The sequence below is a fragment of the Rhodococcus sp. W8901 genome (genome assembly GCF_013348805.1).
Lineage (GTDB): Bacteria > Actinomycetota > Actinomycetes > Mycobacteriales > Mycobacteriaceae > Prescottella.
In genome coordinates this window covers 1,963,035-1,987,869 of sequence record NZ_CP054690.1, presented here as the reverse complement: position 1 = coordinate 1,987,869, position 24,835 = coordinate 1,963,035, and the positions used below count along the sequence as shown (strand labels likewise).

The 24,835-nt window shown below is 67.2% G+C and carries 28 protein-coding genes; 13 read left to right on the top strand and 15 right to left on the bottom strand.

Annotation, left to right across the window (positions count from 1 at the left end; genetic code table 11):
• Positions 1 to 10: 10 nt before the first annotated feature.
• The 4 genes from HUN07_RS09510 to HUN07_RS09495 all read right to left on the bottom strand — a co-directional run bounded on the left by HUN07_RS09510 (position 11) and on the right by HUN07_RS09495 (position 4,699).
• Positions 11 to 1,492 carry an Ig-like domain-containing protein gene (locus HUN07_RS09510; protein ID WP_174909329.1) on the bottom strand — a complete coding sequence of 494 codons (1,482 nt, stop codon included), beginning with the start codon at positions 1,490 to 1,492 and terminating at the stop codon, positions 11 to 13.
• A 320-nt stretch (positions 1,493 to 1,812) separates the two neighbouring features.
• Positions 1,813 to 2,436 carry a LutC/YkgG family protein gene (locus HUN07_RS09505; RefSeq protein ID WP_114722293.1) on the bottom strand — a complete coding sequence of 208 codons (624 nt, stop codon included), beginning with the start codon at positions 2,434 to 2,436 and terminating at the stop codon, positions 1,813 to 1,815.
• Positions 2,436 to 3,947, bottom strand: coding sequence for a LutB/LldF family L-lactate oxidation iron-sulfur protein (locus HUN07_RS09500; RefSeq protein ID WP_174909327.1), 1,512 nt, complete (start codon positions 3,945 to 3,947; stop codon positions 2,436 to 2,438). Before HUN07_RS09500 ends, HUN07_RS09505 begins: the two co-directional genes overlap by 1 nt.
• Positions 3,944 to 4,699, bottom strand: a complete 756-nt coding sequence (locus HUN07_RS09495) for a (Fe-S)-binding protein (RefSeq protein ID WP_174909325.1) — start codon at positions 4,697 to 4,699, stop codon at positions 3,944 to 3,946. Before HUN07_RS09495 ends, HUN07_RS09500 begins: the two co-directional genes overlap by 4 nt.
• Positions 4,700 to 4,914: 215 nt before the next feature.
• Here HUN07_RS09495 and HUN07_RS09490 point away from each other — a divergent pair, with 215 nt between their 5' ends.
• Both HUN07_RS09490 and HUN07_RS09485 read left to right on the top strand, forming a co-directional pair.
• Positions 4,915 to 6,582: an L-lactate permease gene (locus tag HUN07_RS09490; protein WP_174909323.1), complete on the top strand. Its 1,668-nt coding sequence runs from the start codon at positions 4,915 to 4,917 to the stop codon at positions 6,580 to 6,582.
• 59 nt (positions 6,583 to 6,641) lie between these two features.
• Entirely contained in the window at positions 6,642 to 7,373 is a 732-nt protein-coding gene (locus HUN07_RS09485) for a FadR/GntR family transcriptional regulator (RefSeq protein WP_174909321.1), read from the top strand.
• Between the two features lie 107 nt (positions 7,374 to 7,480).
• On the opposite strand, the gene HUN07_RS09480 is transcribed toward HUN07_RS09485, so the two are convergent.
• The 3 genes from HUN07_RS09480 to HUN07_RS09470 all read right to left on the bottom strand — a co-directional run bounded on the left by HUN07_RS09480 (position 7,481) and on the right by HUN07_RS09470 (position 10,115).
• Positions 7,481 to 8,281 (bottom strand): class I SAM-dependent methyltransferase, encoded by an 801-nt coding sequence (locus HUN07_RS09480; protein WP_174909319.1) that lies wholly within the window; start codon positions 8,279 to 8,281, stop codon positions 7,481 to 7,483.
• Between the two features lie 353 nt (positions 8,282 to 8,634).
• Positions 8,635 to 9,144, bottom strand: coding sequence for an O-acetyl-ADP-ribose deacetylase (locus HUN07_RS09475; RefSeq protein WP_174909317.1), 510 nt, complete (start codon positions 9,142 to 9,144; stop codon positions 8,635 to 8,637).
• Positions 9,141 to 10,115, bottom strand: coding sequence for an ADP-ribosylglycohydrolase family protein (locus HUN07_RS09470; RefSeq protein ID WP_174909316.1), 975 nt, complete (start codon positions 10,113 to 10,115; stop codon positions 9,141 to 9,143). The genes HUN07_RS09475 and HUN07_RS09470 overlap by 4 nt, the downstream gene beginning before the upstream one ends.
• Before the next feature lie 64 nt (positions 10,116 to 10,179).
• Here HUN07_RS09470 and HUN07_RS09465 point away from each other — a divergent pair, with 64 nt between their 5' ends.
• From HUN07_RS09465 to HUN07_RS09430, 8 genes are all read left to right on the top strand, one after another.
• Positions 10,180 to 10,875, top strand: coding sequence for an NUDIX hydrolase (locus HUN07_RS09465; protein ID WP_174909314.1), 696 nt, complete (start codon positions 10,180 to 10,182; stop codon positions 10,873 to 10,875).
• 128 nt (positions 10,876 to 11,003) lie between these two features.
• A complete protein-coding gene (locus tag HUN07_RS09460; protein ID WP_174909312.1) occupies positions 11,004 to 12,431 on the top strand; it encodes a T3SS (YopN, CesT) and YbjN peptide-binding chaperone 1 in 1,428 nt (475 codons plus the stop codon).
• Positions 12,432 to 12,589: 158 nt separating this feature from the next.
• Complete coding sequence (locus HUN07_RS09455; protein WP_114722303.1) at positions 12,590 to 12,985, top strand: DUF7144 family membrane protein; 396 nt, start codon at positions 12,590 to 12,592, stop codon at positions 12,983 to 12,985.
• A gap of 36 nt (positions 12,986 to 13,021) precedes the next feature.
• On the top strand, positions 13,022 to 14,476 hold the full coding sequence (locus HUN07_RS09450; protein ID WP_254622870.1) for a hypothetical protein: 1,455 nt from the start codon (positions 13,022 to 13,024) through the stop codon (positions 14,474 to 14,476).
• Positions 14,477 to 14,606: 130 nt separating this feature from the next.
• Complete coding sequence (locus HUN07_RS09445; protein WP_174909301.1) at positions 14,607 to 14,999, top strand: DUF4240 domain-containing protein; 393 nt, start codon at positions 14,607 to 14,609, stop codon at positions 14,997 to 14,999.
• Between the two features lie 155 nt (positions 15,000 to 15,154).
• Positions 15,155 to 15,625, top strand: a complete 471-nt coding sequence (locus HUN07_RS09440; RefSeq protein WP_174909299.1) for a hypothetical protein — start codon at positions 15,155 to 15,157, stop codon at positions 15,623 to 15,625.
• A 225-nt stretch (positions 15,626 to 15,850) separates the two neighbouring features.
• Complete coding sequence (locus tag HUN07_RS09435) at positions 15,851 to 16,129, top strand: GNAT family N-acetyltransferase (protein ID WP_114724309.1); 279 nt, start codon at positions 15,851 to 15,853, stop codon at positions 16,127 to 16,129.
• A 108-nt stretch (positions 16,130 to 16,237) separates the two neighbouring features.
• Positions 16,238 to 17,236: an MBL fold metallo-hydrolase gene (locus tag HUN07_RS09430; RefSeq protein ID WP_174909297.1), complete on the top strand. Its 999-nt coding sequence runs from the start codon at positions 16,238 to 16,240 to the stop codon at positions 17,234 to 17,236.
• A gap of 48 nt (positions 17,237 to 17,284) precedes the next feature.
• Here HUN07_RS09430 and HUN07_RS09425 read toward each other — a convergent pair whose 3' ends face one another.
• Together HUN07_RS09425 and HUN07_RS09420 are read right to left on the bottom strand one after the other, a co-directional pair.
• The gene (locus HUN07_RS09425) at positions 17,285 to 17,485 is read right to left on the bottom strand and encodes a hypothetical protein (RefSeq protein ID WP_114724307.1); all 201 of its coding nucleotides are present in this window, start codon (positions 17,483 to 17,485) and stop codon (positions 17,285 to 17,287) included.
• An 11-nt stretch (positions 17,486 to 17,496) separates the two neighbouring features.
• The gene (locus tag HUN07_RS09420; protein WP_174909295.1) at positions 17,497 to 18,432 is read right to left on the bottom strand and encodes an SPFH domain-containing protein; all 936 of its coding nucleotides are present in this window, start codon (positions 18,430 to 18,432) and stop codon (positions 17,497 to 17,499) included.
• Positions 18,433 to 18,590: 158 nt separating this feature from the next.
• Between HUN07_RS09420 and HUN07_RS09415 the strand changes: the two genes are divergently transcribed.
• Together HUN07_RS09415 and HUN07_RS09410 are read left to right on the top strand one after the other, a co-directional pair.
• A complete protein-coding gene (locus HUN07_RS09415; RefSeq protein ID WP_114724306.1) occupies positions 18,591 to 19,376 on the top strand; it encodes an enoyl-CoA hydratase/isomerase family protein in 786 nt (261 codons plus the stop codon).
• Between the two features lie 34 nt (positions 19,377 to 19,410).
• The gene (locus tag HUN07_RS09410) at positions 19,411 to 19,788 is read left to right on the top strand and encodes an SdpI family protein (RefSeq protein ID WP_114724305.1); all 378 of its coding nucleotides are present in this window, start codon (positions 19,411 to 19,413) and stop codon (positions 19,786 to 19,788) included.
• On the opposite strand, the gene HUN07_RS09405 is transcribed toward HUN07_RS09410, so the two are convergent.
• The 3 genes from HUN07_RS09405 to HUN07_RS09395 all read right to left on the bottom strand — a co-directional run bounded on the left by HUN07_RS09405 (position 19,785) and on the right by HUN07_RS09395 (position 22,079).
• The gene (locus HUN07_RS09405; protein WP_254622869.1) at positions 19,785 to 20,210 is read right to left on the bottom strand and encodes a carboxymuconolactone decarboxylase family protein; all 426 of its coding nucleotides are present in this window, start codon (positions 20,208 to 20,210) and stop codon (positions 19,785 to 19,787) included. The two genes, HUN07_RS09410 and HUN07_RS09405, sit on opposite strands and share 4 nt — an antisense overlap.
• Before the next feature lie 203 nt (positions 20,211 to 20,413).
• Entirely contained in the window at positions 20,414 to 20,626 is a 213-nt protein-coding gene (locus HUN07_RS09400) for a heavy-metal-associated domain-containing protein (protein WP_174909292.1), read from the bottom strand.
• Positions 20,627 to 20,663: 37 nt separating this feature from the next.
• A complete protein-coding gene (locus tag HUN07_RS09395; RefSeq protein ID WP_174909290.1) occupies positions 20,664 to 22,079 on the bottom strand; it encodes an MFS transporter in 1,416 nt (471 codons plus the stop codon).
• A gap of 324 nt (positions 22,080 to 22,403) precedes the next feature.
• Between HUN07_RS09395 and HUN07_RS09390 the strand changes: the two genes are divergently transcribed.
• Positions 22,404 to 23,147: a hypothetical protein gene (locus tag HUN07_RS09390; RefSeq protein ID WP_174909288.1), complete on the top strand. Its 744-nt coding sequence runs from the start codon at positions 22,404 to 22,406 to the stop codon at positions 23,145 to 23,147.
• Between the two features lie 256 nt (positions 23,148 to 23,403).
• On the opposite strand, the gene HUN07_RS09385 is transcribed toward HUN07_RS09390, so the two are convergent.
• The 3 genes from HUN07_RS09385 to HUN07_RS09375 are packed head-to-tail and all read right to left on the bottom strand — an operon-like array spanning position 23,404 to position 24,765.
• Complete coding sequence (locus HUN07_RS09385; RefSeq protein WP_174909287.1) at positions 23,404 to 23,574, bottom strand: hypothetical protein; 171 nt, start codon at positions 23,572 to 23,574, stop codon at positions 23,404 to 23,406.
• A 57-nt stretch (positions 23,575 to 23,631) separates the two neighbouring features.
• Positions 23,632 to 23,847, bottom strand: a complete 216-nt coding sequence (locus tag HUN07_RS09380; protein ID WP_174909285.1) for a helix-turn-helix transcriptional regulator — start codon at positions 23,845 to 23,847, stop codon at positions 23,632 to 23,634.
• 45 nt (positions 23,848 to 23,892) lie between these two features.
• Complete coding sequence (locus tag HUN07_RS09375; RefSeq protein ID WP_174909283.1) at positions 23,893 to 24,765, bottom strand: spermidine synthase; 873 nt, start codon at positions 24,763 to 24,765, stop codon at positions 23,893 to 23,895.
• Between the last annotated feature and the right edge of the window lie 70 nt (positions 24,766 to 24,835).

Genomic DNA, 24,835 nt, shown 5'->3' with positions numbered 1-24,835 from the left:
GCGCTACTTGCTAGTTGCCGGATCCGAAGCCGCCGAGCGAGCCGAGGCTGCCGGTTCCACCGGTTCCGGGGCCTCCGGGGTCGCCGCCGGGCGCGACGATCACGGACACCTGATCGGAGGAGGCGTTGACGGTGCCCTGGCCCGAGTACTCGGCGGTGACGGTCCGCTGGCCGGCGGTGGCCGGGGTCCACGCGGTGGTGGCAGTCCCGTCGGATCCGACCTGGCCGGTGCCGATGACGGTGCCGCCATCCTTGAAGGTGACGGTACCGCCGGCGTTGGCGGGGTTGACCTTCGCCGTCAGGGTCGTGGCCGTGCCGACGGCGACGCTGCCGATCGGGTTGAGAGTGGTGGTCGAGTCGGTGGTGGAGACGGGTGCCTCGGCGACGTTGACCTGCACGGTGGTGCCCGATCCGGTGACGCCGTCACGGCCGGAGAAGGTGGCGGTGAGGGTGTGGCTGCCGGCCACCGTGGGCACCCACTGGTAGGTGACCTTCCCGTCGTTGCCGACCGGCAAGGTCGCCAGTGTCGTGGTGCCGTCGCGGAGTTCGACGGTGCCACCTGCCGCGGTGGGGCTGACCGTGGCGGTGACGGTGGAGGCGCGGCCGACCTGGGCGCCGGTCACCGGCGCAAGCGCGATCGTCGAGGTGATGTTCTGCTCGGCGACCTGCACGGTGATCGTCCCCGACTGGGACGCGGTGGAGAACGCGGTGTCGAGGAAGCCCGCGGAGAGTGCGTGGCTGCCACGCAGCGTGGGCGTCCAGGCGAGGGTCGCGGTTCCGCCGGCATCGATGGCGGCCTGGCCGATTACGGTTGCGCCGTCGCGGAATTCGACGGTGTCACCCGCCGCGCCGCCGGTGACGGTGGCGGTCAGCGTGCTCGGCACGCCGACGCGGGCGCCGGCGACGGGGTCGAGGGTGGTCGTGGTGGCGGTCTTGGCCATCGTGATCGACGGGCCCTTGGTGCCGTAGTTCCCGCTGCCGAGCGATCCGCCGTAGTCCATGCCGGTGGCCAGGGCGGTATCACGGGCGCAGTTCTGGCCGACCTTGTAGCTGACGCTGAAGACGGGGTTCCGGAAGAAACCGGGGCGATTCTGGACCACCCAGTCGGTGACGCCCCAGGAAGCGCGGACGTAGCCGGTCCCGTTGCCCTCGTCGGCGACGACCTCGGGATTGGAGACAGGGTATTCGCTCTGGCCGATCATCTTGGCCGAGCCCGGGACGTAGGCCAGGCAGGACGGGTGCCGGTCCTTGACGTTGTAGATGAACTCGTCGACCCAACTGGTCCGGTCGAACTTCGTCGTCACGGTGATCGTGTCGCCGACCGCGGGGGCGGTGTTGCTGACGGTGCGGGTGAAACGGGAGCTTCCGTCGTCCCAGGTGATCGACCCGGGGGCTGCGCCGGCGACACCTGCGCCGAGGAGGGCGAATGCACCAGCCGTCAGTGTCGTTGCCGCGCCGACGGCGATGCCACGCGTCATCGCTCGTGATGTCATGTGTTTCCTTTGCTCGCTGGTGTCGCGACCGCCGACATCGAGGTCGCACCGTTGGTTGAGTGGCCCTGCGCTGGGTGTCGGAGCGGTCGGGGCGGCGATACGACAGACTGCGGATCGGGCCACACAGATCTCCGTTCGATCAAGCACATTCCCGCAGCATGTGACTGCAGGAGCCCAGCGAAAGCGGTGCCCGTGCGCGATACGAATCACGCACGGGCACCTTTATACAGACAGTCGTCCAACTACCGTGGGGCTTTCGCGGACCGGATTGCCGAGAACGAGAGAATCCGCAGGTCCGCCGTACAAACGCTGAGAACCGCTCAGCCCACGATCACCACGTGCAGGTTCCGGGGCCCGTGGACGCCCTCGACGCGTTCGAGTTCGATGTCCGAGGTCGCCGACGGCCCGCTGATCATGGTGGTGGGCCGCTCCGGCACCAGGCGCGCCATGGCCTCGGGGACGCCCACCTCGATGCTGTCGACGGTCACGACGCACACGTGCAGGTCGGGCACCAGGGTCAGTGCGCGACGGCCCTGATCCGGGCGGGCGTCGAGGAAGATGGTGCCGGTCTCGGCGCAGGACACGGCGGACGCGGTGACGACGCCGTCCAGGTCGGACAGCTCCGGTGCCGGAATGTCCGCGGAGTCGACGACGATCTCGCCGCCGAACTGCGACAGCCACGAATCATCCAGTCCGGCAGGCACACCGACACGGCGCGCTCCGACATCACCGAGCACCCGTGCGAGCACCTCGGGCAGCTCGGCCACCGAGCTGCGGTGCACCACGGCCTTGTAGTCGACCAGCCGGTCCACCAGCAGCTCGACGCGTTCGGCGTCGGGCATCGTGCGTCCGGTCCGGTAGGTGCGCGGAATCTCCTGCGGGACCGGTGGGGCGAGCGTCAGCGCGTCCCGGATCCGGCCCATGATCACGTCACGCGAACTCATCACTGACCGTCCTTTCGTGCATCCGCGATCGCGGCGCGGCCCTCGGCCGAATCCCACCACTGCCGGAACGTCTGCTTCGGCGGAGCAGGAATGTCCCGGGCGGCGGTCCACCCGCTCAGTGGCGGCGGCAACGTCGAGATCTTGCCCTTCTTACCCGCCATCACCCGACCCAGGCCGGCCGCCTTCTGCGCCAACGTGAATCGCTTGGCCGACGACATCACCACGGACGCCGCCTTCATCGCGGCCGCCTCGGCACCGAACCGCGACTGCTCCACCTTCTGGTGCCGTAGTTCCACGAGCAGCGACGGGATGTCGATCTTGACGGGGCAGGCGTCGAAGCACGCGCCGCACAGGCTCGACGCGAACGGCAGCGTCGAGTTGGGGTCGTCCTTGCCGTCCATGCCCGCGAGCTGCGGGGTGAGGACCGCGCCGATGGGACCCGGATAGGTGGAGCCGTAAGCGTGACCGCCGGTGCGCTCGTAGACCGGGCACACGTTCAGACACGCCGAGCAGCGGATGCAGTTGAGGGCCTGCCGGCCGATGCTGTCGGCGAGGGCGGCGGTGCGGCCGTTGTCGAGCAGCACCAGGTGGAAGTCCTGCGGGCCGTCACCGGGCGTGACGCCGGTCCACATCGAGGTGTACGGATTCATCCGCTCACCGGTCGACGACCGCGGCAGCAGCTGCAGGAACACCTCGAGGTCCCGGTACGTGGGGACCACCTTCTCGATGCCCATCACGGTGATCAGGGTCTGCGGCAGCGTGAGGCACATGCGCCCGTTGCCCTCGGACTCGACGACACCGAGCGTGCCGGTCTCGGCGACACCGAAGTTGGCGCCCGAGATCGCGACCGGCACGGTCATGAACTTGTGCCGCAGGAACTTCCGCGCCGCGGCAGCGAGGTGCCTGGGGTCGTCGTCGAGTGCGGGGTCGACGTCGGCCATCTCGCGCAGGAAGATCTCCCGGATCTCCGCGCGGTTGCGGTGGATCGCCGGGACGAGGATGTGCGACGGCTTGTCGTGGCCGAGCTGGACGATCAGCTCGGCCAGGTCGGTCTCGTACGCGTGGATGCCGTTCGCCTCGAGGTGCTCGTTGAGCTCGATCTCCTGCGTGGCCATCGACTTGACCTTGATGACCTCGCCGGAGCCGGTCTCCCGGACCAGACGGGTGACGATCTCGTTGGCCTCGTTCGCGTCGGCCGCCCAGTGCACGGTCCCGCCGCGCGCGGTGACCGCCGCCTCGAGCTGCACGAGCAGCTCGGGCAGCCGATTCATCACGTCGGTCTTGATCGCGGACCCGGCGTCGCGCAGGTCCTCCCAGTCGGGCAGCTCGCCGGTCACGTTCAGCCGCTTGGCGCGAATGGTGTGGGTGGCCTTGCCGATGTTGCTGCGCAGCTGCGTGTTGGCCAGCTCGTGGTGCGCGGCCGCCGGGAACTTCTCGGTGCCGCGCAGGAACCCGACACCCTTGGGCGCGCGGGGCGGGAACGCCGGCAGTCCGAGCGCAACGCCGCTCATGCGGACACCTCCACATCGGACTCGACGGAGGCGAGGATCTCGGCCAGATGCACCGTCCGGGCACCCATCTGCAACCGGGACATCCCGCCACCGATGTGCATCAGACAGGACGAGTCGCTGGCGCAACAGAATTCGGCACCGGTGTCGCCGATGTTGCGGATCTTGTCGGCGAGCATCGCCGTCGACGTCTCGGCGTTCTTGATCGCGAAGGTGCCACCGAACCCGCAGCAGGAGTCGGCCTCGGGCAGCTCCACGAGGTCGATCTCGCGGACCGCCCGCAGCAGCTGCAACGGCTTGTCGCCGACACCGAGCATGCGCAGCGAGTGGCAGGTCGGGTGGTAGGTGACCCGATGCGGGTAGTACGCGCCGACGTCGGTGACGCCCAGGACGTCGACCAACAGCTCGGACAGCTCGTAGGTCTTGGCCTTGACCGTGTCGACCCGTCCGCACAGCCCCGCGCTGCCGTAGCGGGAGGCCACGATCTCATGCTGGTGGCGCACCGAGCCGACGCAGGAACCGGACGGCGCGACGACCGCGTCGATCGAGGTGTCGCCGAACGTGTCGGCGTAGTTCTCCACGAGCGGCAGCGCGTCGGGCTGGTAACCCGTGTTGACGTGCATCTGCCCGCAGCACGTCTGCGCTGGCGGAAACACGACTTCGTGCCCCAGCCGAGTCAGCAGGAGGGCGGTCGCTCGGGGGGCATTCGGGAACATCGTGTCCCCCATGCACGTGGCGAAAATCGCGATTCGCATTGCGGATCTCCGGAATCGTCCGACGGTGTGGTCAGACCACAGTAACGCATGGTCAACGGCCCGACGCACACAAGACGGAGTTCTGCACCAAGTTTCGTCCAGACCTCGAATGTGATCGGGGTCATCGTGTACGGTCCCTGTGGTCTGACCACACAGCGGTCATATCCGGCCTGTCCCCGAGTCGCCGTCACCCCGGCGCGAACCAGGAGTTACATGTGGAAACCGAGCTTCTCGCGGTGACCTTCACCCCCGCGACCGATGCCGTCGGCGGCAGCCTCACCGCCTCGGCGCTGGTCGGCCTCGTCCCGCTGGCCACCTTCTTCGTGTTGTTGGCCGGTTTCAAACTCAAGGCCTGGTACGCCGGGCTCGGCGCGCTCGCAGTCGCGGCCCTGGTCGCGATCATCGGCTTCGACATGCCGGCGTCGCTGACCGGGCTGTCCGCCCTACAGGGCATCGCCTTCGGCCTGTTCCCGGTGATGTGGATCGTCGTCACCGCGATCTGGTTCTACGAACTGACCGTCGTCAGCGGCCGGTTCGAGGATCTGCGCCGGGTGTTCAACTCGATCGGCCGCGGCGACATGCGCGTGCAGGCCATGCTGATCGCCTTCTGCTTCGGCGGCATGCTCGAGGCGCTCGCCGGATTCGGCGCTCCCGTCGCGATCACCGGCGCGATGCTGATCGCGCTCGGCATGCCCCCGATCCGGGCCGCCGTCACCGTGCTGGTCGCCAACACCGCACCGGTTGCCTTCGGCGCCATGGCGATTCCGATCACCACCGCCGGCAACCTCACCGACATCCCGGCCACCGAGATCGCCGCCGTGGTCGGACGCCAGACCCCGCTCCTCGCGCTGTTCGTGCCGCTGCTGCTGCTGTTCCTGGTCGACGGCCGCCGCGGCATGAAGCAGGCCTGGCCGATCGCGCTCGTCACCGGCGCCGTGTTCGCCCTGGCCCAGTTCTGGTGCTCGAGCCACTTCTCGTACGAGCTCACCGACGTCGTCGCCGCGCTCGCCGGACTCGCCGCCGCGGTGATCATGCTGCAGTTCTGGGCCCCGAAGACCCCCGAGGATCAGCGCTCGCACGTCGAGGCCGAGCGCCTCGGCCCGTCGCGCGTGTTCCTGTCCCTGTTCCCGTACCTGCTCGTGGTCGTCGTGTTCGGCATCGCGAAGCTGTGGACCCTCGGCTTCGATGTGCCCGCCTGGCTCGCGCGCACCGACCGGAAGGTGGAGTGGCCCGGCCTGTACGGCAACCTGCTCACCGGCAGCGGCGATCCCGCGTCCAGCGCGATCTTCAACTTCTCATGGCTGTCGAACCCCGGCACTCTCCTGCTGATCTGCGGCATCATCGTCACGATCGTCTACGCGATCTGGACGAACGACGGACGCTTCAGGCTCACCGCCCGCGACTCGGTCACCACGTTCGGCGTGACCGTGGTGAAGATGCGCCTGCCGATCGCGACCGTCGCGACGGTCCTGGGCCTGAGCTACGTGATGAACCAGTCGGGTCAGACCGTCGCGATCGGTACGTGGCTCGCCGCGACCGGATCGATCTTCGCGTTCTTCTCCCCGATCCTCGGCTGGCTCGGCACCGCCGTCACCGGATCCGACACGTCGGCGAACGCGCTGTTCGCGAAGCTGCAGCAGACCGCCGGACAGACCGCCGGCATCGATCCGACACTGCTGGTGGCCGCCAACACGTCCGGCGGCGTGGTCGGCAAGCTGGTGAGCCCGCAGAACCTGACGATCGCGGCGACCGCGGTGGGTCAGGCCGGCAGCGAGCCGATCCTGCTCCGCAAGGTCATCGGCTACAGCCTCGGCATGCTCGCCATCCTGTGTGTTCTGGTGTACCTGCAGTCCACGCCGGTGCTCAACTGGATGCTCCCATGATCATCGGCGGCACACCGGGCACTCGGACGACCCGGGCACTGCGCCTAGGCTGACCTGTCATGTCCTCCGAGTTCTCGTCCCCCGACCTGCCGATCGCGGCGCACCCGCGCGCGTGGGAGCACGTGCTCAGCAAGGTCGAGGAGATGATGGTCTCGGGAGAACTCCTACCCGGCCAGCGTCTCCCGGGCGAACGCACCCTCGCCGCCGATCTCGGCGTCGGGCGGTCGTCCGTCCGGGAGGCGCTGCGCGTGATGGAGGCGCTCGGTCTACTCAAGGCGCAGACCGGGTCCGGCCCGACGGCCGGCGCCATGATCGTCGCCCGCCCGACGGGCGGCATGACGATGCTGATGCGGATGCAGGTGGCGGCGCACGGGTTTCCCGTCTCCGACGTCGTGCAGACCCGTCTCGTGCTCGAGTCGGAAGTGATGCGCGCGCTCGCGCAGAAAGCATCGGCGGATCTGACGGCGGCGGTCGAACTGCTCGACTCGATGGACGAGCCGACGCTGACCGCCGACGAATTCCTCGTCCTCGACGCCCAGTTCCACGTGGCGATGGCCGACGCCGCCGGCAATCAGGTGATCGCCGCGATGATGGCCGGACTCCGCGCGTCGATCGAGTCGTACGTCGTCGGCGGCGTCGACATCGCCGCCTGGCCCACAACGTGCACCCGACTGCGGCACGAGCACCGCGGACTGGTCGAGGCGGTGACCGCCGGCGACGCCCCGCTCGCGGAACGACGCATCGTCGACCACATCCGCGGCTACTACGAGGGCGTGCGCGGCGGCGACTGACTGCACCGCCGCCCCTCCACTGCCGCAGTTCGTCTTCCGGAGCGTCGGCGACGGTGGTGGGCTGTCTCGCGATGCCCAGTGCCGACGCAACCCGGATGCGCTGATGGTCAGCCCCGCTGCCCCCACACCGACATCATTCCCGTCGCAAGATCAACGAAGGTCGGGTCGTCGAGCAGCGCCATAGCTGCGTCGAACTCGTCGTTGTCGAGGTGGCCCGCAGCAACGATCGGCTCACGCAGCTGACCGCAGCTCAGACGAAAGAACTCTGCCGTCGGGCTGCCGCCAGTGACCGGCGGCACGTGCGCATCGATACCAATGTTCACGATCCCGTTCTCGGCGAGTACTGCCGGGTAGCTGCGTGCGCAGTTCATATCCGTGCCCATCGTCCGATAGAGGGCGTCAACGAAACCAGCCATCAGCCTGCTGTAAAGGTCGTTCGGAGAGGTGGCACTGAACGGGTCGATGCCTTCGCTCAACAGGATCCAGCCGCCCGGCGCCAACCACGACACCGCACGACCGATGACCTCTTCCCGATCGGAGAGGTGCTGGAGGACCAACCGTGCATGGATCACATCGAAACTCCCGGGCGGGAACTCCGCCGTGGTGATATCCGCCTCCACCACCTCGAGGTTCTCGCGGGCATTCGGATCCAGAAGAGCAATACTGCGATCGAGAGCAATGACGTGTCCCGAAGCGACACGGTCGGCGAGAGACGCGGCAACCGTTCCGGTACCCGCGCCGATATCCAAACACCGCGAGTCCGGCCGAATGGGCAGCGTGTCGAGCCGCGCGAACGAGATCTCATCGAGTGAACGGGTGAGCGCGTCCAGGCGATCACGCTCGTCACTGCGCCCATGAGCGAAAACCACGTCGCCGTACCGACCGTTGAGCGTGCTCGTATCCACCATAGGAACCCCGACCTCCATCACCCGACAGCCAGCGGGCGCACATGCGCGAATTTGACGAACCGACGATAAGGCGCCACGTCGATCAAACGGACGTTGACACGCCGCGACCTGTTCGATCGGCGAGAACAGAAGTAGTGCAGTAGGATCCGCCGATCCAAGCCGGGTGTTCGAAGGCATCAGCTGCCGCTCCAGGGCCGGTATCGCGGGGCGTGACGTGCCAGCGGAATTCGGTCCGTGGCAGACGATCCGACAGCGGCACCGCCGCTACGACAATCTCGCGCAAGTGCCGAGCCGGCGCGCCCCCTCGGCGGTCCGCGGATGGCACAGACATCTCGCCGATCGCGAAACACGCTCTAGCCGACCGCGCGACGCATCGTCGCCGCCACCGCGGGATCGTAGGCGACGAGCGTGACGACGCCGACGTTCGTGCGGGTCGCCCGGATCGACGACACCGCCTGCATCACCGCGTCGTCGGTGGGCCAGCCGAAGGCGCCCGCCGAGATCAGCGGGAACGCGACGGTGGCCGCACCGAGGTCGTCCGCGACCGCGAGACCGCTCCGATAACACGACCGCAGCAACGCGGTGCGATCCTCGTGGCGCGAGTAGCGCGGGCCGACGGTGTGGATCACCCACGTCGCGGCCAGGCTGCCCGCGGTGGTCGCGACGGCCGCCCCCTCCGCCAACCCGTCCGGCAGCGTCGTCGCACGCAACTTCCGGCACGCCGCGAGGATGGCGGGTCCGCCGCGGCGGTGGATCGCACCGTCGACTCCCCCACCACCGAGCAGCGACGAGTTCGCGGCGTTGACGATCGCGTCCGCCCGCATCGTGGTGATGTCGCCCTCGGCGATGTCGATGACTGTCATGCGTTCTCCCCGTTAAGAGTAGTGGCGGTTACCGTGCGCCCCGACGCGATCCGCACGCCGATGCGGGCGAGGTCCTCGCCGCGGTAACCCGGCCAGCCGTGCAGCATCCGCCGCCACCGGTCCGGCACCGCCGACGCACCCCACCGCGCGCCGAGCAGGCCACCGGCGATGGCGGCGGTGGTGTCGGTGTCGTGTCCGGCGCGCACGGCCTGCTCGAGCGCCCGCGGCAGATGCTCGGGACCGGACGGGCCGGTGGTGGTGATCGCCCACCACGCGGTGAGCAGGGCGTCGACGACCCAGCCGTTGTTCGGGAAGTCCGCCGGACCGCCGCGTTCGGCCGTGTCGAGCAGCGGCGCCCAGTACTCACGCGTCGGCCGCGGCGCACCGTCGAGGTAGCCACGGACACCGTCGAAGGTCCCGTGCAGCACGGCATGCCGGATCGCGTACGTCCACATCTCGCACGCCTCGACCGCACGGGTGTCGTGGTGGGTGAGCAATCCGATCGCGCGCGCCGCCCGCACACACCCGTCGACGTCGTCGAGGTAGGCCAGCGCCACCGGCGCGGTCCGCATCAGCGAGCCGTTGCCGCCCTTACGGCCCGGCACCGCCCACGCCACCTCGGCCATCTCGGACGCCGACACCGGCCGCCGGGACAGCACCGCGGACGTCTGGTTCCCGATGTCCGCCGGATCGGAGTCGAACCACCGGACGAACTGTGCAGCAACGGCATCCAGCCCGGGGCCACTGCCGATGTCGAGACCCGAGGCCGCGACCTCCGCGATCGCGAGCGCCATCGAGGTGTCGTCGGTCCACTCGCCGGGCGCGAACGCGCCGATCCCCCCGCCGATCATGTCGATCACCGTTCCCGTTCCGGGAGTGGTGAATTCGTATCCCGCACCGAGTGCGTCGCCGGCCGCGGTCGCGAGCAGCACGCCCGCCGCGCGGTCGGCCGTCCGTTCGTTCAGCTCCACCCGAACCCCCTTTTAGATCGATTCTGCGCTAAACATTAGATCATCACTGCGCTAATCTGCAAGGGTGACGAAACGAGCAGCGAAGACGACGTGGTCCGACACGGCCGGCAAGGCCCTCACCGACTATCCCCGTCCGTCCGTCGCCGTCGACGTCGCGGTGCTCACCGTCGACGCCGGGGAGCTGAACGTCCTGGTGGTCGAGGGCCCGCGCGGACTCGCCCTGCCCGGTTCGTTCCTGCGCCCGGCCGAGCGGTTGTCCGACGCCGCCGAGCGCGCGCTGCAGACCAAAGCGGGTCTCACCGGCACCGACTTCCATCAGCTCGCGATGTTCGACGCCCCCGATCGCGACGACCGCGGATGGGTGCTGTCGATGGCGCACGGCGCGGCCCTCCCGCTGGGCCGACTTCCACACGGCGCGAGACTCGTTCGCATCGAGGGCCGCGTGGTCACCGAACCACTCGCGTTCGACCACACGGAAATGGTGTCGCACGCGGTCGACGATCTGCGCACCCGCTACGCGCACCGCGTCGACCCGTCCGGACTGCTGCCCGAGGTGTTCACCGTCCTCGAACTGAGGCGCCTGTACGAGGCGATCCACGGGCACGCACTGCCGAAGGACTCGTTCCGGCGGACGGTCATCGACTCGCTCGAGACGACCGGGCGGATGTCGAGCAGCGGGACCGGCCGGCCCGCGGAGCTCTTCCGACGCCGCCCCGGATCCGAGCTGCCCGCCGGCGCCGCGGCACTGCTCGCGAACTGACGAACACGCGCCGGACCGGCCGTTCCCGAACTTGTCGGAGGTCCGCGCTACCTTGATGACAGCACGACACGGAGGGCCCCGCGGGGCGCCTCCCGAGTGACGCTCCATCCCGAAGGACAGGGGGGCTCATGTTCGATTTCGACAGCTTCGACCACGCGATCGACCGGTCCTGGACGCGATTCCAGAGTCGACTCGCCGACCATCTCTCCGCGATGCGGAACGACGACATCCTGATTCTCGACTGGATCGAGGAGACCACGGTGGACGGATTCACACCGTGGGTGCAGTTCCTGGTGTGGGACGACGAGTACGTGCGGAGCGAGGTGTCGTCCAACGCGTATCTCGCGCCGCGACACACGCTGTCGCCGGAGTCCGAGGACCGCCTGTGTGCGCTGGGATGGGAGCGGCCCACCCGCCTGCCGGACGAGGAACCCGACGAGGGATCGCCCGCGTTCTTCGTCGACAAGGAACAGCGCTGGGCCGACCAGCTCGCCGCGATGACCGTCACCACGCTGCGAGAGGTCTGGAGCGTCCCCCATCCGAGTTTTCTGAACCCCGAGATCATCGGCACACTCGAGGGCACCGATCTCCTCGGTGCCGATACACCCGACGCCCCCGACGGAGCGCGACCGGCATCGTCGACGCTCGACGAGACCGCCGCGGTGGCACCCCGCGACCCGTCCGAACTCCGGGAACTGATCTCGCGCACGGTCGATCAGGCGCTGGGCTTCGTGCCGCAGCTCGACGATGACGGCGACGTCGTCCTCACCCTCGGCAGTCAGCCCGTGTTCGTCATCGCCCACCCGGACAAGCCCCTCGTGCGACTGTGGATTCCGCTGCTGCACGCGGTCGCGGGACGCACGCGGGCGGCCGAGAACATCTGCGACCTCACCAAACAGTGGCCCGGTATCCGGTTCACCCTCGACGAGGATCGGCTGAACGCGTCGATCGACATCTCCGGCAATCCCTTCGTTCCGCGTCATCTCGTCGACGCGATCGACGTGATCGGGAAGTTCCTGCCCACCGTCGATGCACGATTCGCGGCCCGATTCGACGGGTCGCGGTTCGCGGACGACCACTCGGGTGTCGAGTCCCCCGACGCCGAGAACCCGGATCCCCTCGATTCCGTGGACACCGACGACGACCTGCCTGCGGCGCTGTTGACGCTGCTCCATCTCGATCCACACGGCGCCGGTGTCCTCACCGCGGAGGAGGTCGCGGAGGTGTGCGGTCACGACCGCGACGCGCTCCTCGACTATCTGCGAACCACGTCGGAGCAGGAGATCAGCTGGCGCGAGTCCGCGGAACAGGCCCGTGCCGATGGTGATTCGGAGGAGGCCGACGTGTGCGACCACGAGGCGAGGGCGTGGGCGCAGACCCACGAGGCGCTGCGATCGGCACTGCGCGTCGTCGCGCTGCCCGATCCTGGTCGACCGATACCGCACGCCATCAAGCCGCGTCAGATGGAACTGTTCGGCAACCCCACCGAACCGACGCTGTTCGACGAAGCGACCGCGATCGAACTGCCGGATCACCGCGCGACAGGTAGTGAATGACCGTCTCGCGGGCGCGGATCACGACCATGGAGCGCCCATTCTGTCCGCATGGTGAGCCCCGAGGAAAAGGGAAGATGAAATCGGTGCCGTGATGCGTCCTCTCGGAGGAGAATAAGTCGCACCAGGCCGGTTTCACCCTCCAGTGAAGGGACGAGGTCATGTCCGACGATGTGGTCAAGCAGGGTGTAGCAAAAGGGACGTCGATGGGGGCGGCAGTCCTGCTGGTCACCATCGGTGTGCTCGAGTTCCTCCAAGGGATTTCCGCGGTGGCGAAGGACGAGGTGTTCGTCGTCGGACTCGAGTACGTCTACAAGTTCAACGTCACCACTTGGGGATGGATCCATCTCGTGCTCGGCGTGATCATCGCGCTGGTCGGCGCCGTCCTCTTCACCGGTGCGACCTGGGCTCGGGTCGCCGCGATGGTGATCTGCTCGCTGTCGATTCTCGTCAACTTCATGTGGTTGCCCTACTACCCGCTGTGGGCCATCCTGCTGGTCGCGCTCAACACAGTCGTGATCTGGGCGGTGGCCACCTGGAACCCCCGGGAGGCCTGACTCGCACGACGACCGCCCGTATCGGATTGGAGCGTGATGGACGAGGGCACGAACGACCGCCCCCTCGACAGCGACGAGCGTTCGGAACTACTCCGATTGCGCTCCGAGGTCGCGACTTTGCGTGCTCGGGAATCCGACACCGCTGGCGCTGCCGGAGCGGCGCCGCGGACTCCGCATCACTGGCTGCGTTGGACGGCGGTCACGATCCTGCTGATCCTGGTCGCCCTCCTCGCCATCGTGTCGGTGACCTCCCGATTCACCCGCAGTCAGATCCTCGATACCGATCGCTACGTCACCACCGTCGCACCGCTGGCCGAGGACCCTGCCGTCCAATCGGAGATCACCAATCAGGTCACCGACGAGATCTTCTCGCGGGTCGACATCGAGGCACTCACCGCCGACGCACTGAACGCGCTGGTCGATGTCTCGAACCTGAACGAGAAGGCACCCCGCGTCGATCAGGCAGTCGTCGGCCTGGCGCCGGTGATCGCGGGACAGGCGAAGAGCTTCGTCCACGAGACCGTGCTGTCCTTCGTCGAATCCCAACAGTTCCAGGACCTCTGGATCCAGGCGAACCGAACCGCGCACAACGCGCTCGTGGCGGTCGTGACCGGAAACTACGGCCCCAACTCCGTGGAGGTCGATCAGAGCGGCACCGTCAGCATCTCCTTGGCGACGATCATCGACAACGTGCGCACCGAACTGACGGATCGGGGATTCTCCTTCGCCGAGAACATCCCGACGGTGGACAAGCAGTTCGTGCTGTTCCAATCCCCCGACCTGGTCAAGGCCCAGCGCGCGGTCAACGCGCTCGACAAGGCCTCGGCGATACTTCCGTGGCTGGGGATCGCCTGCGCCGCCGCTGCGGTCGGCATCGCGCCCCGCGGCCGACGGCTGCACACCCTGTCCCTCGCGGGTCTGGCCGTCGCCGTCGGAATGTTCGTTCTGGCAGTGGGAATCCTGGTCGGACGCGCGTTCTACCTCGACGCGGTTCCGGCAGACGTGCTGTCCCCGGACGCGGCGACCGCCGTCATCGACACCGTCGCCGTGCCACTGCGGACGAGTCTGCGTGCCGTCGCGGTGGTGGGCCTGGTTATCGCGCTCGGCGCGTACCTGATCGGTGGCTCGTCCTCGGCCATGGCCATACGCCGCGGATACGGGAAGTCGTTGGACCTCGTGCGACACCCACGCACCGACCGGACCCCCACCAACGTGGAACGGTGGGCAGGTCAGGCTCGAGTGCCATTGCGGTGCTTCATCATCGGGGTCGCCGCCCTGCTGTTGGTGTTCTGGCGGTACCCGACCGGACTGGTCGTGTTCTGGATCGTCGTCATTGCCCTGGTCGCGCTTCTCGCACTGGAGATCCTCATCCGGCCGACCCGCACTCCACAGGTGGAGGACGCCGCCGGCGCCCCAGAGGGCCCGGAGGAGGCGGAGGACACCGCGGACACGGAGAAGCCAGAGGAGCCGGAAGGGTCGACATCCCGTTAGGGCGTCTCCGACAAGGCATGGTCTCCAAGCGTGTGCTGGGATGAAGTGATCGCGCGCGGTTGCGGTCGGGCCGGCCTCATCGCCGATGGGATGCCGGTAGGTCTGCTCGTCTGCAAGATTGGGAGAGGCTTTGGCTGACGCTGTTCGTCACGACGAGGGTCCGGACGTCGACTGGTTCTGGGACGTTGTAGAGGAGTCCGCGAGGAGCCGTGAACGCCTTCGCGAAATTCTTGGACGACTGCCGAAGGACGCCGTCTACAAGTTCCAAGATCTGTTCTTGGACTTCGCCGCCGAGCTGCAGGACGAGCCATATCGGTCCTATCTGGGGCCCGATGAGTCCGAGGATGGCCTGGAAGATGCAGCGCAGTGGGTCGTCAGCCAGGGGCGGGTGAGATACGAAGCGGTTCTCACAGAGCCGAGCCGGATGCCGGCACACATCGACGTCGGTGATCCAGCCAATCTTGGCGGGCTCGCTTACGAGGTCTACTACGACCGGTTCGGGGAGCCCCTGGACCTGATCTAGTACTGCAACGACTACTACAACGACTGTTGTGGTATTTGATTCTCTGCGCAGTCAGAGGTGCTGGAGTGGTCGACAGGGTTCACCGCGTTTCTGCGCGCGGTTCGTAGTAGGCCGCGAAGAAGAAGAAGAAGAAGAAGAAGAATGGCGTCTTGATTATGGGTATCTTCCTGAAGATCACTTATGATTCACAAGGAGGGAAAACGGCGGAAAAGGCCACTACAAACCAGGACATCCTGGACGACATTCTCAATAGCCTGAATGACTACGCCTGGCAGGATCGAATTGCTTCCCAATTGCGGAACCTTGATGCCCAGTTCAGCCACATTGCGCTCGGCCTGATCCTGCGGTTCTATCACAAGACCAATGTCGAGAAGGGCAACCTGAGGTCGCTTGTTCGGTACATCAAGAAGGACGACAAGCTCCTGGTCGATCAGATGCTCGTCGTAGACGAGTATGAGGACCTATCGGAAGGGGAGACGAGGACACAGCTTTGCGCCGATATCGTGAGCCATCTCGAGCAAGTCCTCATGAGGTACAGGGACCGCTTCCAAGACTTTGATGCCGTTGCCTTCATTCCGTTGCTCAGAGCGAGATTTGAAGAGATCAAGCAGCAAGGAAATCGCTAGCCGCGTGTTCACCACCCCACGGGACGCCGGCGTGCGGGTACGGCTCGGCACGCAGCCGCGAACCAGCGCAGGTGCGGGTGTAGACGGCGCCGCGGCCGAACGCGGTCGTCGGCTCGCTGTCGTCCGGGAACCGCTCCGGATCCAGACCGGCACGGAATACACGCCCTCGATCCGGCGCTGTACCCGGGTAACGTGCGTTCGTAAGCAAACGAAAGGAGCCCGGCCGTGGCGAACAGGATCGAGCACAACGCGGGAGAGAACCGCTTCGAGATCTACGTCGACGACGCCCTCGCCGGCTATGCCGACTACATCGAGACGAACGGCGTCCGCGACTTCGGACATACCGTCACCAACCCGGACTTCCGCGGCCAGGGCCTGGCCGGCCAGGTGGTCAAGGCCGCCCTCGACACCTCCCGCGAACAGGGCTTCAAGATCGTGCCGTCGTGCTCGTACGTCGAGAAGTACGTCGCGTCGCACCCCGAGTACGCAGACCTGGTTGCATAGCCGCCATTTTCCGCTAAGTGGGACCGGTCACGCCGCCCCGAAACCCGAAGAGTAACTATGAAGGCATAGGTAGAGCGGGTTCTTCATCTAGCCAACGAGGTTGCGCAAATGTCAGGTGCTTCTGCCATCGGTGATGGCATCTTCCAGATTTCTGTTCCCATGTCCCACAATCCGCTGGGCAGCACCCTCGTCTACGCGATGGAGTCGCCGGGCGGGGTGATCCTCGTCGACGCCGGCTGGGACGGCGACGAGGGCTGGGAGGGATTGACGTCGGGCCTCGAGTCGATCGGGCATTCGGTGTCCGAGGTCGAGGGCGTCGTGCTCACGCACTTCCACCCCGACCACACGGGCCTGTGCGGCCGGGTGCGTGAGGCGTCAGGCGCGTGGATCGCGATGCACGAGGCCGACCACGACATGTTCGAGAAGATGTCGTCGGGCCGCAACGAGGAGTGGATGGACTTCCAGCTGTCCAACCTCGAGCGCGCCGGCGCGTCGTTGACCGACCGGGAGGCGTTCGAGAAGGCAGCGCAGGGCGATCCCCCGGTGGGTCCGGAATCGGCACCCGACCGCGTCCTGGTCGACGACGAGCTGATCGGACTGAGCGGACGGAACCTGCGGGCGGTGTTCACTCCGGGTCACACCCCCGGCCACGTGTGCTTCTATCTCGAGGATGCCGACGTCATGTTCACCGGCGACCACGTGTTGCAGAAGACCACCCCGCACATCGGCAACTTCGTGTACCCGCTCGAGGAGCGTGACGCGCTCGCCGAGTTCATGGAGTCGCTGCGCCGCGTGCAGAAGATGGACGTCACCCGCGGGCTCGGCGCGCACGGTCTTCCGATCGTCGATGTGGCGGGCCGTGCCGGTGAGTTGATCGATCACCACGAGGAACGCCTCGACCACCTGTACGAGGCGTTCGGCACCGACGAGATCACCGTGTGGCAGGTGGCCGAGCGGATGAAGTGGTACCGGCCGTGGGGGAAGTTCCACCCGATGGCCAAGGGGATGGCGCTGTCCGAGGCCGCCGCGCACCTGCGCCACCTGGTGGCGCGCGGGCAGGTCTCGCGGGTGCCGAACACCGAGCCGGCGCGGTTCGCCCGGAACTGAGCTACATGCGGCGCGGGCCGGGTGGAGATCCACCCGGCCCGCGCCGCATCACTCGTCGTCCTTGCGCGGGCGTCCCGGTCGCCGCATCTTCTCGGCGTTCGAGGGCGCCCGTCCCGCGTCGTCCAGCGCACGTCGCAGCAGGAACTCGATCTGCGCGTTGGTACTGCGCAGGTCGTCGGCGGCCCATCGCGCGAGGGCGTCGTGCACGGCCGGGTCGAGGCGCAACAGCACCTTCTTGCGTTCGACCATGACGGCGCAGCCTACTGGTAGAGGGTTCCGGTGTTGACGACCGGCTGGGCGCCCTGGTCGCCACAGAGCACCACCAGCAGATTCGAGACCATCGCCGCCTTGCGCTCCTCGTCGAGTTCGACGGTGTGCTCGCGCTCGAGCCGGTCCAGCGCGGAGGCGACCATGCCGACCGCACCCTGCACGATCTGCTCGCGCGCCGCAATGACGGCACCGGCCTGCTGGCGCCGCAGCATCGCCTGCGCGATCTCCGGGGCGTACGCGAGCTGATTGATGCGCGACTCGATCACCTGCACGCCCGCGGACCGAACACGCTCACCCACCTCGTCGGACAGCTTCGAGGTGATCTCGTCCGCGTTCTGCCGCAAAGAGATCGACTCCCCGCCGCCGTCGTAGGGGTAGCTGCCGGCGATGTGCCGCACTGCGGCCTCGGTCTGGACCGCCACGAACTCCTCGAAATCGTCGACGTCGAACATGGCGCGAGCGGTGTCGCGGACCTGCCAGACGATCACGGCGGAGATCTCGATCGGATTGCCGTCCGCGTCGTTGACCTTCGCCTTCCCGGTGTCGTGGTTGCGAATCCTGGTGGAGATGGCCCGGCGTGTGTTCAGCGGGTTGACCCAGCGCAGTCCGTCCTGCCGCAGCGTCCCCGAGTAGGAGCCCTGCAGCAGCTGAAGCACCCGTGCCTGCCCCGGCTCGACGAGCACGAGCCCCACCAGGGCGTCGAGCGCGCCGAAGAGGAACACTCCCCCGGCGACGACGAGCGGAATGTTGATCCCCGACCCGAGCAGGATCCCGGCGGCGATCAGACCGGCGCCGGCGACGATCGCCAGCAGCCCGCCGATCGCGAAGGGCCAGCCGTTCGCGGACCAGCCGGGACGCTCCTCCACCCCCGTGGCCTCGATCGGAACGGATTCGATTGCGGATGTCCCGGATGTCCCGGCAGTCATGGGTGCCCTCTCGTCAGCGTGGCGCAGTCCGTCGCGCACCATCAAAACAGATATTAAAGTGATATCAGTTTTTAAGCAAACGGTGAATCGGCGGCACCCTGCGTCCTCCTGAACGGGATACGCACCCCTGAAGCTGCAACACGTTCTACTGTGCTGGCATGAGCATTCTCATCGACGACCGCGCCCGCGTACGGACACTGACGCTCGATCGGCCCGACGCACTCAACGCGTTCAGCGAGGCGCTGTACGACGCCACCACCGAGGCGCTGCTGGCCGCCGCCGACGACCCGGAAGTCGCGGTGGTGCTGCTCACCGGCAACGGACGCGCGTTCAGCGCGGGTACCGATCTGCGCGAGATGCAGGCGCTCACAACCGATCCGAACTACCAGCGCGGCAAGCACGGCTTCAATGGCCTGATCGACGCACTCGTGAACTTTCCCAAGCCGCTGATCTGCGCGGTGAACGGACTCGGGCTGGGTGCCGGTGCCACCATCCTCGGGTTCGCGGATCTAACGTTCATGTCCAGCCAGGCGCGGCTCAAGTGCCCGTTCACCGATCTCGGCGTGGCACCGGAGGCCGCGTCGAGCTACCTGATGCCGAAGCTGATCGGCCGGCAGAACGCGGCATGGGTGCTGATGAGTTCGGAGTGGATCGACGCGGACCAAGCCCAGGAGATGGGCCTGGTGTGGCGGGTGTGCGCGCCGGACGAGCTCATGAACGTTGCCCGTGCCCACGCCGAAACCCTGGCAGCCAAGCCGATCTCGAGCCTGATCGCTGTCAAACGGACGATGACCGAGCCGCTGCGCGCCGAGATCGCCGCCGCGCGCGAACGGGAGAACGCGTGCTTCCGCGAGATGCTGGGCGGGCCCGCGAACAGGGAGGCGCTGGCCGCCTTCGCGGAGGGCCGACCGGCCGACTTCAGCACGTTGCCCGCCGGAGCATGAGTGTGTGTCGTGCTCATGATCTAGCGTGAGTCCCATGGAGTCGATCGGGTTGCGGGTGCTGCTGTGGCTGACTTTCACCATCGCGGGGGTCGCGGTCGTGTGGGCGTCGCGGGCCGCGGCCAGCGGCCGTCTGAAGCGAAACCCGTACGCCGGCATTCGGACACCGTCGACGATGGTGAGCGACGAGGCGTGGACCACCGCCCACCGAGCCGGGAGCCGCACGATGCAGATCGGTGGCTACTGCTCGATCCTCACCGGATTCGGCGCCCTCGCCCCGCTGTCGGAGACCTGGCTGACGGTGCTCGGCAGTGTGGGGGCCGGCTGCCTGCTGGGCTTCACCCTCATCGGCGCCTGGATCGGCATCCGCGCCGCACGGGAGGTCCCGCTGGACTCCGAACCCGAACCGGCCTAGCCGTCGGTAGTCTTCACTCCCGCGAGGACGTTGAAGGCGCCGGTCAGGAGGTTGAGGGCGACGATGCCGACGACATCGGCGATCTCGCGGTCGCTGTAGCCGTGCCCGCGAAGGTCCGCGACGTGTTCATCGGTGATCGAGGTCGGTTCCCGGTAGACGCGAAGGCCGAGATCGATCATCGCCGCGATGGCGAGATCGGCCGAGGTGCCCTCTCGGGCACGGTCGATCTCGGCGGTCTCGACACCGTGGGCGTGCGCGGCGGCGATGTGGGCTTCGAGGCAGGCGGCGCAACCCTGCCGGGCCTGGACCGCGATCGAGATTCGCTCGCCGATCCTGCGGCTCAGTTTCGCGCGCTTCATGGCCCGACTGAGCTGCAGATAGCCGCCCAGCACGGCGGGCGAGTGCGCCATCGTGGAGACCATGTCGCCAACCTGTCCATGACGGGAGACCAGGTCGGAGAGAAGATCCCGTGATGCACCGACAGCGGTGTCCGGGGTGAGAGGTGTGAAACGAGGCATAGCAGTCCTCTGTGGTTTCGTGAGCGGTCGGCTCCCCGCCCGTCCCGGCTTACCGCCGGTGGGGGTGGCCGGGACGGGCGGCGAAGTCGACCTGTATGTGCGGTTGCTCAGTTGGTGGTGAGCTTGTACCCGGCGTTCTCGACGGCCTGCCGGACATCGGCGTCGCTGACCGGACCCTCGCTGGTGAGAGTGATTCCGCCGGTGGCGAGGTCGATGTCGACGCCGATGATTCCGGGAATCCGCTCGACGTGCCTGGTGACCTTTCCCGCGCAGCTTCCGCAGGTCATTCCGGCGACGAGGTAGGTGCGATCGGTGGGCATGGGTTGAGCCTTCCTGTTCGATTCGAAGCTTTGCGGGTCAGGCGTTCACAGGCTCCGGGGCAACCTTGGTCGATCGCATCGCTACCGCGGTGATACCCGCGCCCACCAGCGCAATGACTGCCGCACCGATGAAGACTGCGGAGAACCCGTTCGTCAGCTCCGTCAGGTCACCGAGCTGGTCAGCACCGAACACGGTTGCGATTGCCGTCATCACGGCCAGCCCGACAGCAGAGCCGACCTGGTAACTGACATTGACGATGCCGGACGCCAATCCGCCCTCCTCGGGGCGTGCGGCCGAAATCGCCGTCCCCAGTGAGGGAATGAACGCCAGCGTCATGCCTGCCGCTGCCACCAGCGACGCCGGCAGCACATCGACCCAGAAGTTGCCGGTGGGCCGCACCAACGACATCCACCCCAACCCGATTCCGAGAACCAGCAACCCTGCCACGATCATCGTCTTGGCCCCGAACCGCTGCATGGCCCTGGGAGCGACAACGATCATGCCGAGCATGACGAGCATTGTCATCGGCAGCAGAGCCGCACCGGCCGGGAAGGCGCTGTAACCGAGCACTTGCTGCAGGTACAGGTTCAGGAAGAACCACATCGGTATCCACGCCGCACCGAGGACCAGCTGAGCGATGTTGGCGGGGGCGAGGTTGGGTGCCTTGAAGATTCCGAGTCGTACCAATGGTTCGCGGCGCTTGGACTGGATCATCACGAAGGCGCCCAACAATGCGGCCGATACCGCGAGCGCAAGCCACGTCTGCCCCGATCCCCAGCCGACGTCGGGTGCCCTGACGATGCCGAAGACTCCGACGGCGAGGCCTGCCGTGACCGCGAGTGCACCGAGAAGATCGATCGATCCGGTGCGCGCCGGTGCGTTCGGCATCAGGAAGGGCGTGGCGATCAGTGCGATGACGGCGATGGGGATGTTGAGATAGAAGACCCACGGCCAGCTGGCGTACTGGGTGATGACGCCGCCGAGGAACACCCCGGCGGTGCCGCCGGCCGGGGCCGCAGCACCGTAGATGGACAGCACCTTGGTCATCTCCTTCTGCGTGCTGCCGAACAGCATCATCAACAGGGTGAGGGCCGACGGCGCGATGAGTGCCGCACCGGCGCCCTGGACTGCGCGGCCCGTGAGCTCGACGGCGACGTTGCCGGCGGCACCGGCGACGACGGAACCGGCCAGCAGGATCAGCCAGCCGGCGGTGAACACTCGGCGGGCACCGAACAGATCCGAGAGGCGCCCACCGAGTAGGAGCAGCCCACCGAATGCGATGACGTAGGCGTTGAACACCCACGTCAGGCCCTCCTGGGAGAAGCCCAGATCACTCTGCATCTGGGGAAGAGCGACACCGATGATGGAGGTGTCCATGATGACCATGAACTGCGCGGCGGCTATCAACGCCAACGCCCACCACTTTCGGGTGGATTGTGCTTGCGTGGACATACTGCCCCTTCCTTACCTGTACGGGGTATGGGCGATGAAACGGACGATCAAGGGCGATCTGGACGATCAAGCCACGGCGAACACTGGCCCGCACGGACGCGAAATGCCCGCCAAACAGGCAATACTCGAACATCCTCGATCGGCGCCCACCACAGGGGCACATCAGATCTCCCGTCGGTGATTGTCTCACCGATCGATACCCTAGGGGGGTATAGTACAAATTGCAATGCGGCCTGCGGCATCGCAGTACGCAACCCCGAGACGCACGACAACCGCAGCCCTTCCGATACGGAAGCTGCCACCGCCCTACCACTTGGAGGACTGATGTTCAGCGAGAGCGGCTACACACTGGAACTGGCAGCGTCGGAGACGACCGTCGGGAGCCGGGTACCCCTGCAGTTCCGGATCGTCGATTCGACCGGAATCCCACTGACCCGGTACACCGACGCCCACGAGAAGCAACTGCATCTGATCGTGGTCGGCCACGACCTGACCGGATTCCAGCACGTGCACCCCGAACTGGATTCGTCCGGAACCTGGCATGTGCCAGTCGATTTCGATCACGCCGGCGACTATCGAATCTTCGCCGACTTCACCCCGGACGGCGGCGACGGAATCACGCTGGGTGCGGACGTGCACGTCGCAGGCACCTACGAGCCGCGGCCATTGCCCCTCGCGACCGCCACTGCGACGGTCGACAGTTACACCGTCTCCCTCGACGGGGCGGCCCACGCAGGCCGAACATCGAAGCTCACGCTCTCGGTCAGCCGCGACAAGCAACCCGTAACGGACCTGCAGCCCTATCTGGGCGCGTACGGCCATCTGGTCGCGTTACACGCCTCCGACCTCACGTATCTCCACGTCCACCCGGACGGCCATCCCGGTGACGGCGTTACACCGGCTGGGCCCGCCATCAACTTCTACGCCGGCATGCCGAGCGTCGGGGCCTACCGCTTGTTCTTGGACTTCCGACACGAGGGAGTGGTGCGTACCGCCGAGTTCACCGTGACTGCCGACAACGCGACTACACCGGTACCCGAGCAGGCATCCGGTCACCACAGCCACTGACCCGACGACGCCGAATCTGTTCCACAGCAACGACGTAGACGAACAACCCCACCGACGAAATGGAAGGCAAGATGTCATCGACAGCCCGACGAGCATGGGCGATAGCCATGCACCCTACTGTTCGCGCAGCAGCACATTGCGCGGCGATGTGCGCATTGATCGCCCTGCAGGACAACGGAAGCCGAAGGGCATCCGCGCACCGAACCGGAACCGGGAACTGCTGTGACGCCACCGGTTGACAGTGGCGCGCCACGCCCTAGTCGTCGGCCGCCTCGAACCGCGCCCGGCGCCGCCGCTTGTTCCGGACGCCGACGACGGCAGCGGCGCCGCCGATCGCCGCCCCGACAATCACGCCCGCCCACGTCGACGACGCGCTGTCGCTGTTCGACACCAGCAGGCGGGCGACAATTCCGGCCGCGCCGATCACGTAGACCGCGACGGCGATCTCCCACGACCCGCATGGCGTTCACGAAGACACTCATCGTCACCCCTCCTCGTCCAACGGGAACAGCGTCTCGACACTCGCGTCCAGCGCCCGCGCCAGACGCAGCGCGAGATAGACGCTCGGCGCGTAGTCGCCGCCCTCCACCGACACGATGCTCTGACGGCTCACACCGCCCGCACGTGCCAGTTCGGCCTGCGTTATCCCGGCCTGTTTGCGATGCTCGCGCACCCGGTTGCCGCGTGGTGTACCGGTCACAGGAAGAGTTAAAGATGCTTGACACCCAGATGTCAAGCATCCTTGTCACCCCTCGGTCGGCGTGCCCTTGTCGCGCAGTACCTTCGCCGACTCGGCGAACCGCCGGACCTGGGCGTCCTGCCACACGTGGGCCGGGGTGCCGCCTCCGAGGACGCGACTGGCAAGTGTCGGGGACGTTCCGATCGGGACATCGCTGCCGGCGATGACGATGTTGCCGTCACGCTTGCCCTTGAGCATCGCGGGGTCCGCGATGATCGCGGTGTGCTCGAACACCGCGCCGATCGTCGCCGCCTCGGCGCGCGCGCCGCGCAGATCCGGGGTATCGCCGCAGTTCACCAAGTAGATGCCGCCCGGGGACAGCACGCGGCGTGCCTGCCTGGTGAACTCGAGCGTGGTGAGCGGCCGAGGCGTGCTGCGTCCGGCGAACACGTCCCGGATGATCAGGTCCCGGCTGTCGTCGGTGAGCGTCTCGGTGACCGCGCGCGCCTCCCCCACCCGAACCCGCAGTAGCGGCGCGCGCGGCAGGTCGAACCACTCGCGGACCAGCACGGCGAGGCGGCCGTCCAGCTCGACGACCACCTGACGCGCCTCCGAGTACACGGATGCGAAGCTGCGGGCCAGCGTGCAGGCGCCGCCGCCGAGGTGGAGCACCCGCAGCTTGGTCTGCGAATCCCATTGGGAACGAGACAGTTCGGATATCCACCGCATGTAGTCGAAAGCGAGGGTCTGCGGATCGGCGAGGTCGATGTGCGAACTCGGTTCACCGTTGATCTTCACGATCCAGCTCTGCGGATCGAACGGATCCTCCTCGAGTTCGCACATCCCGGTGTCGATCTCGTAGGCCCCTGCGACGGGTCTTCCCTCGTCACCGCGAGGAGTGCGCCCCTCGGTTCTGCGGCCGCCCCGCTGCCTGCCCATCGACGCCATCCCTGCTGCTCACGTGTGCCGCCACGAACGCGAACACTCGACGACCAGGGTAGCCGGTGCC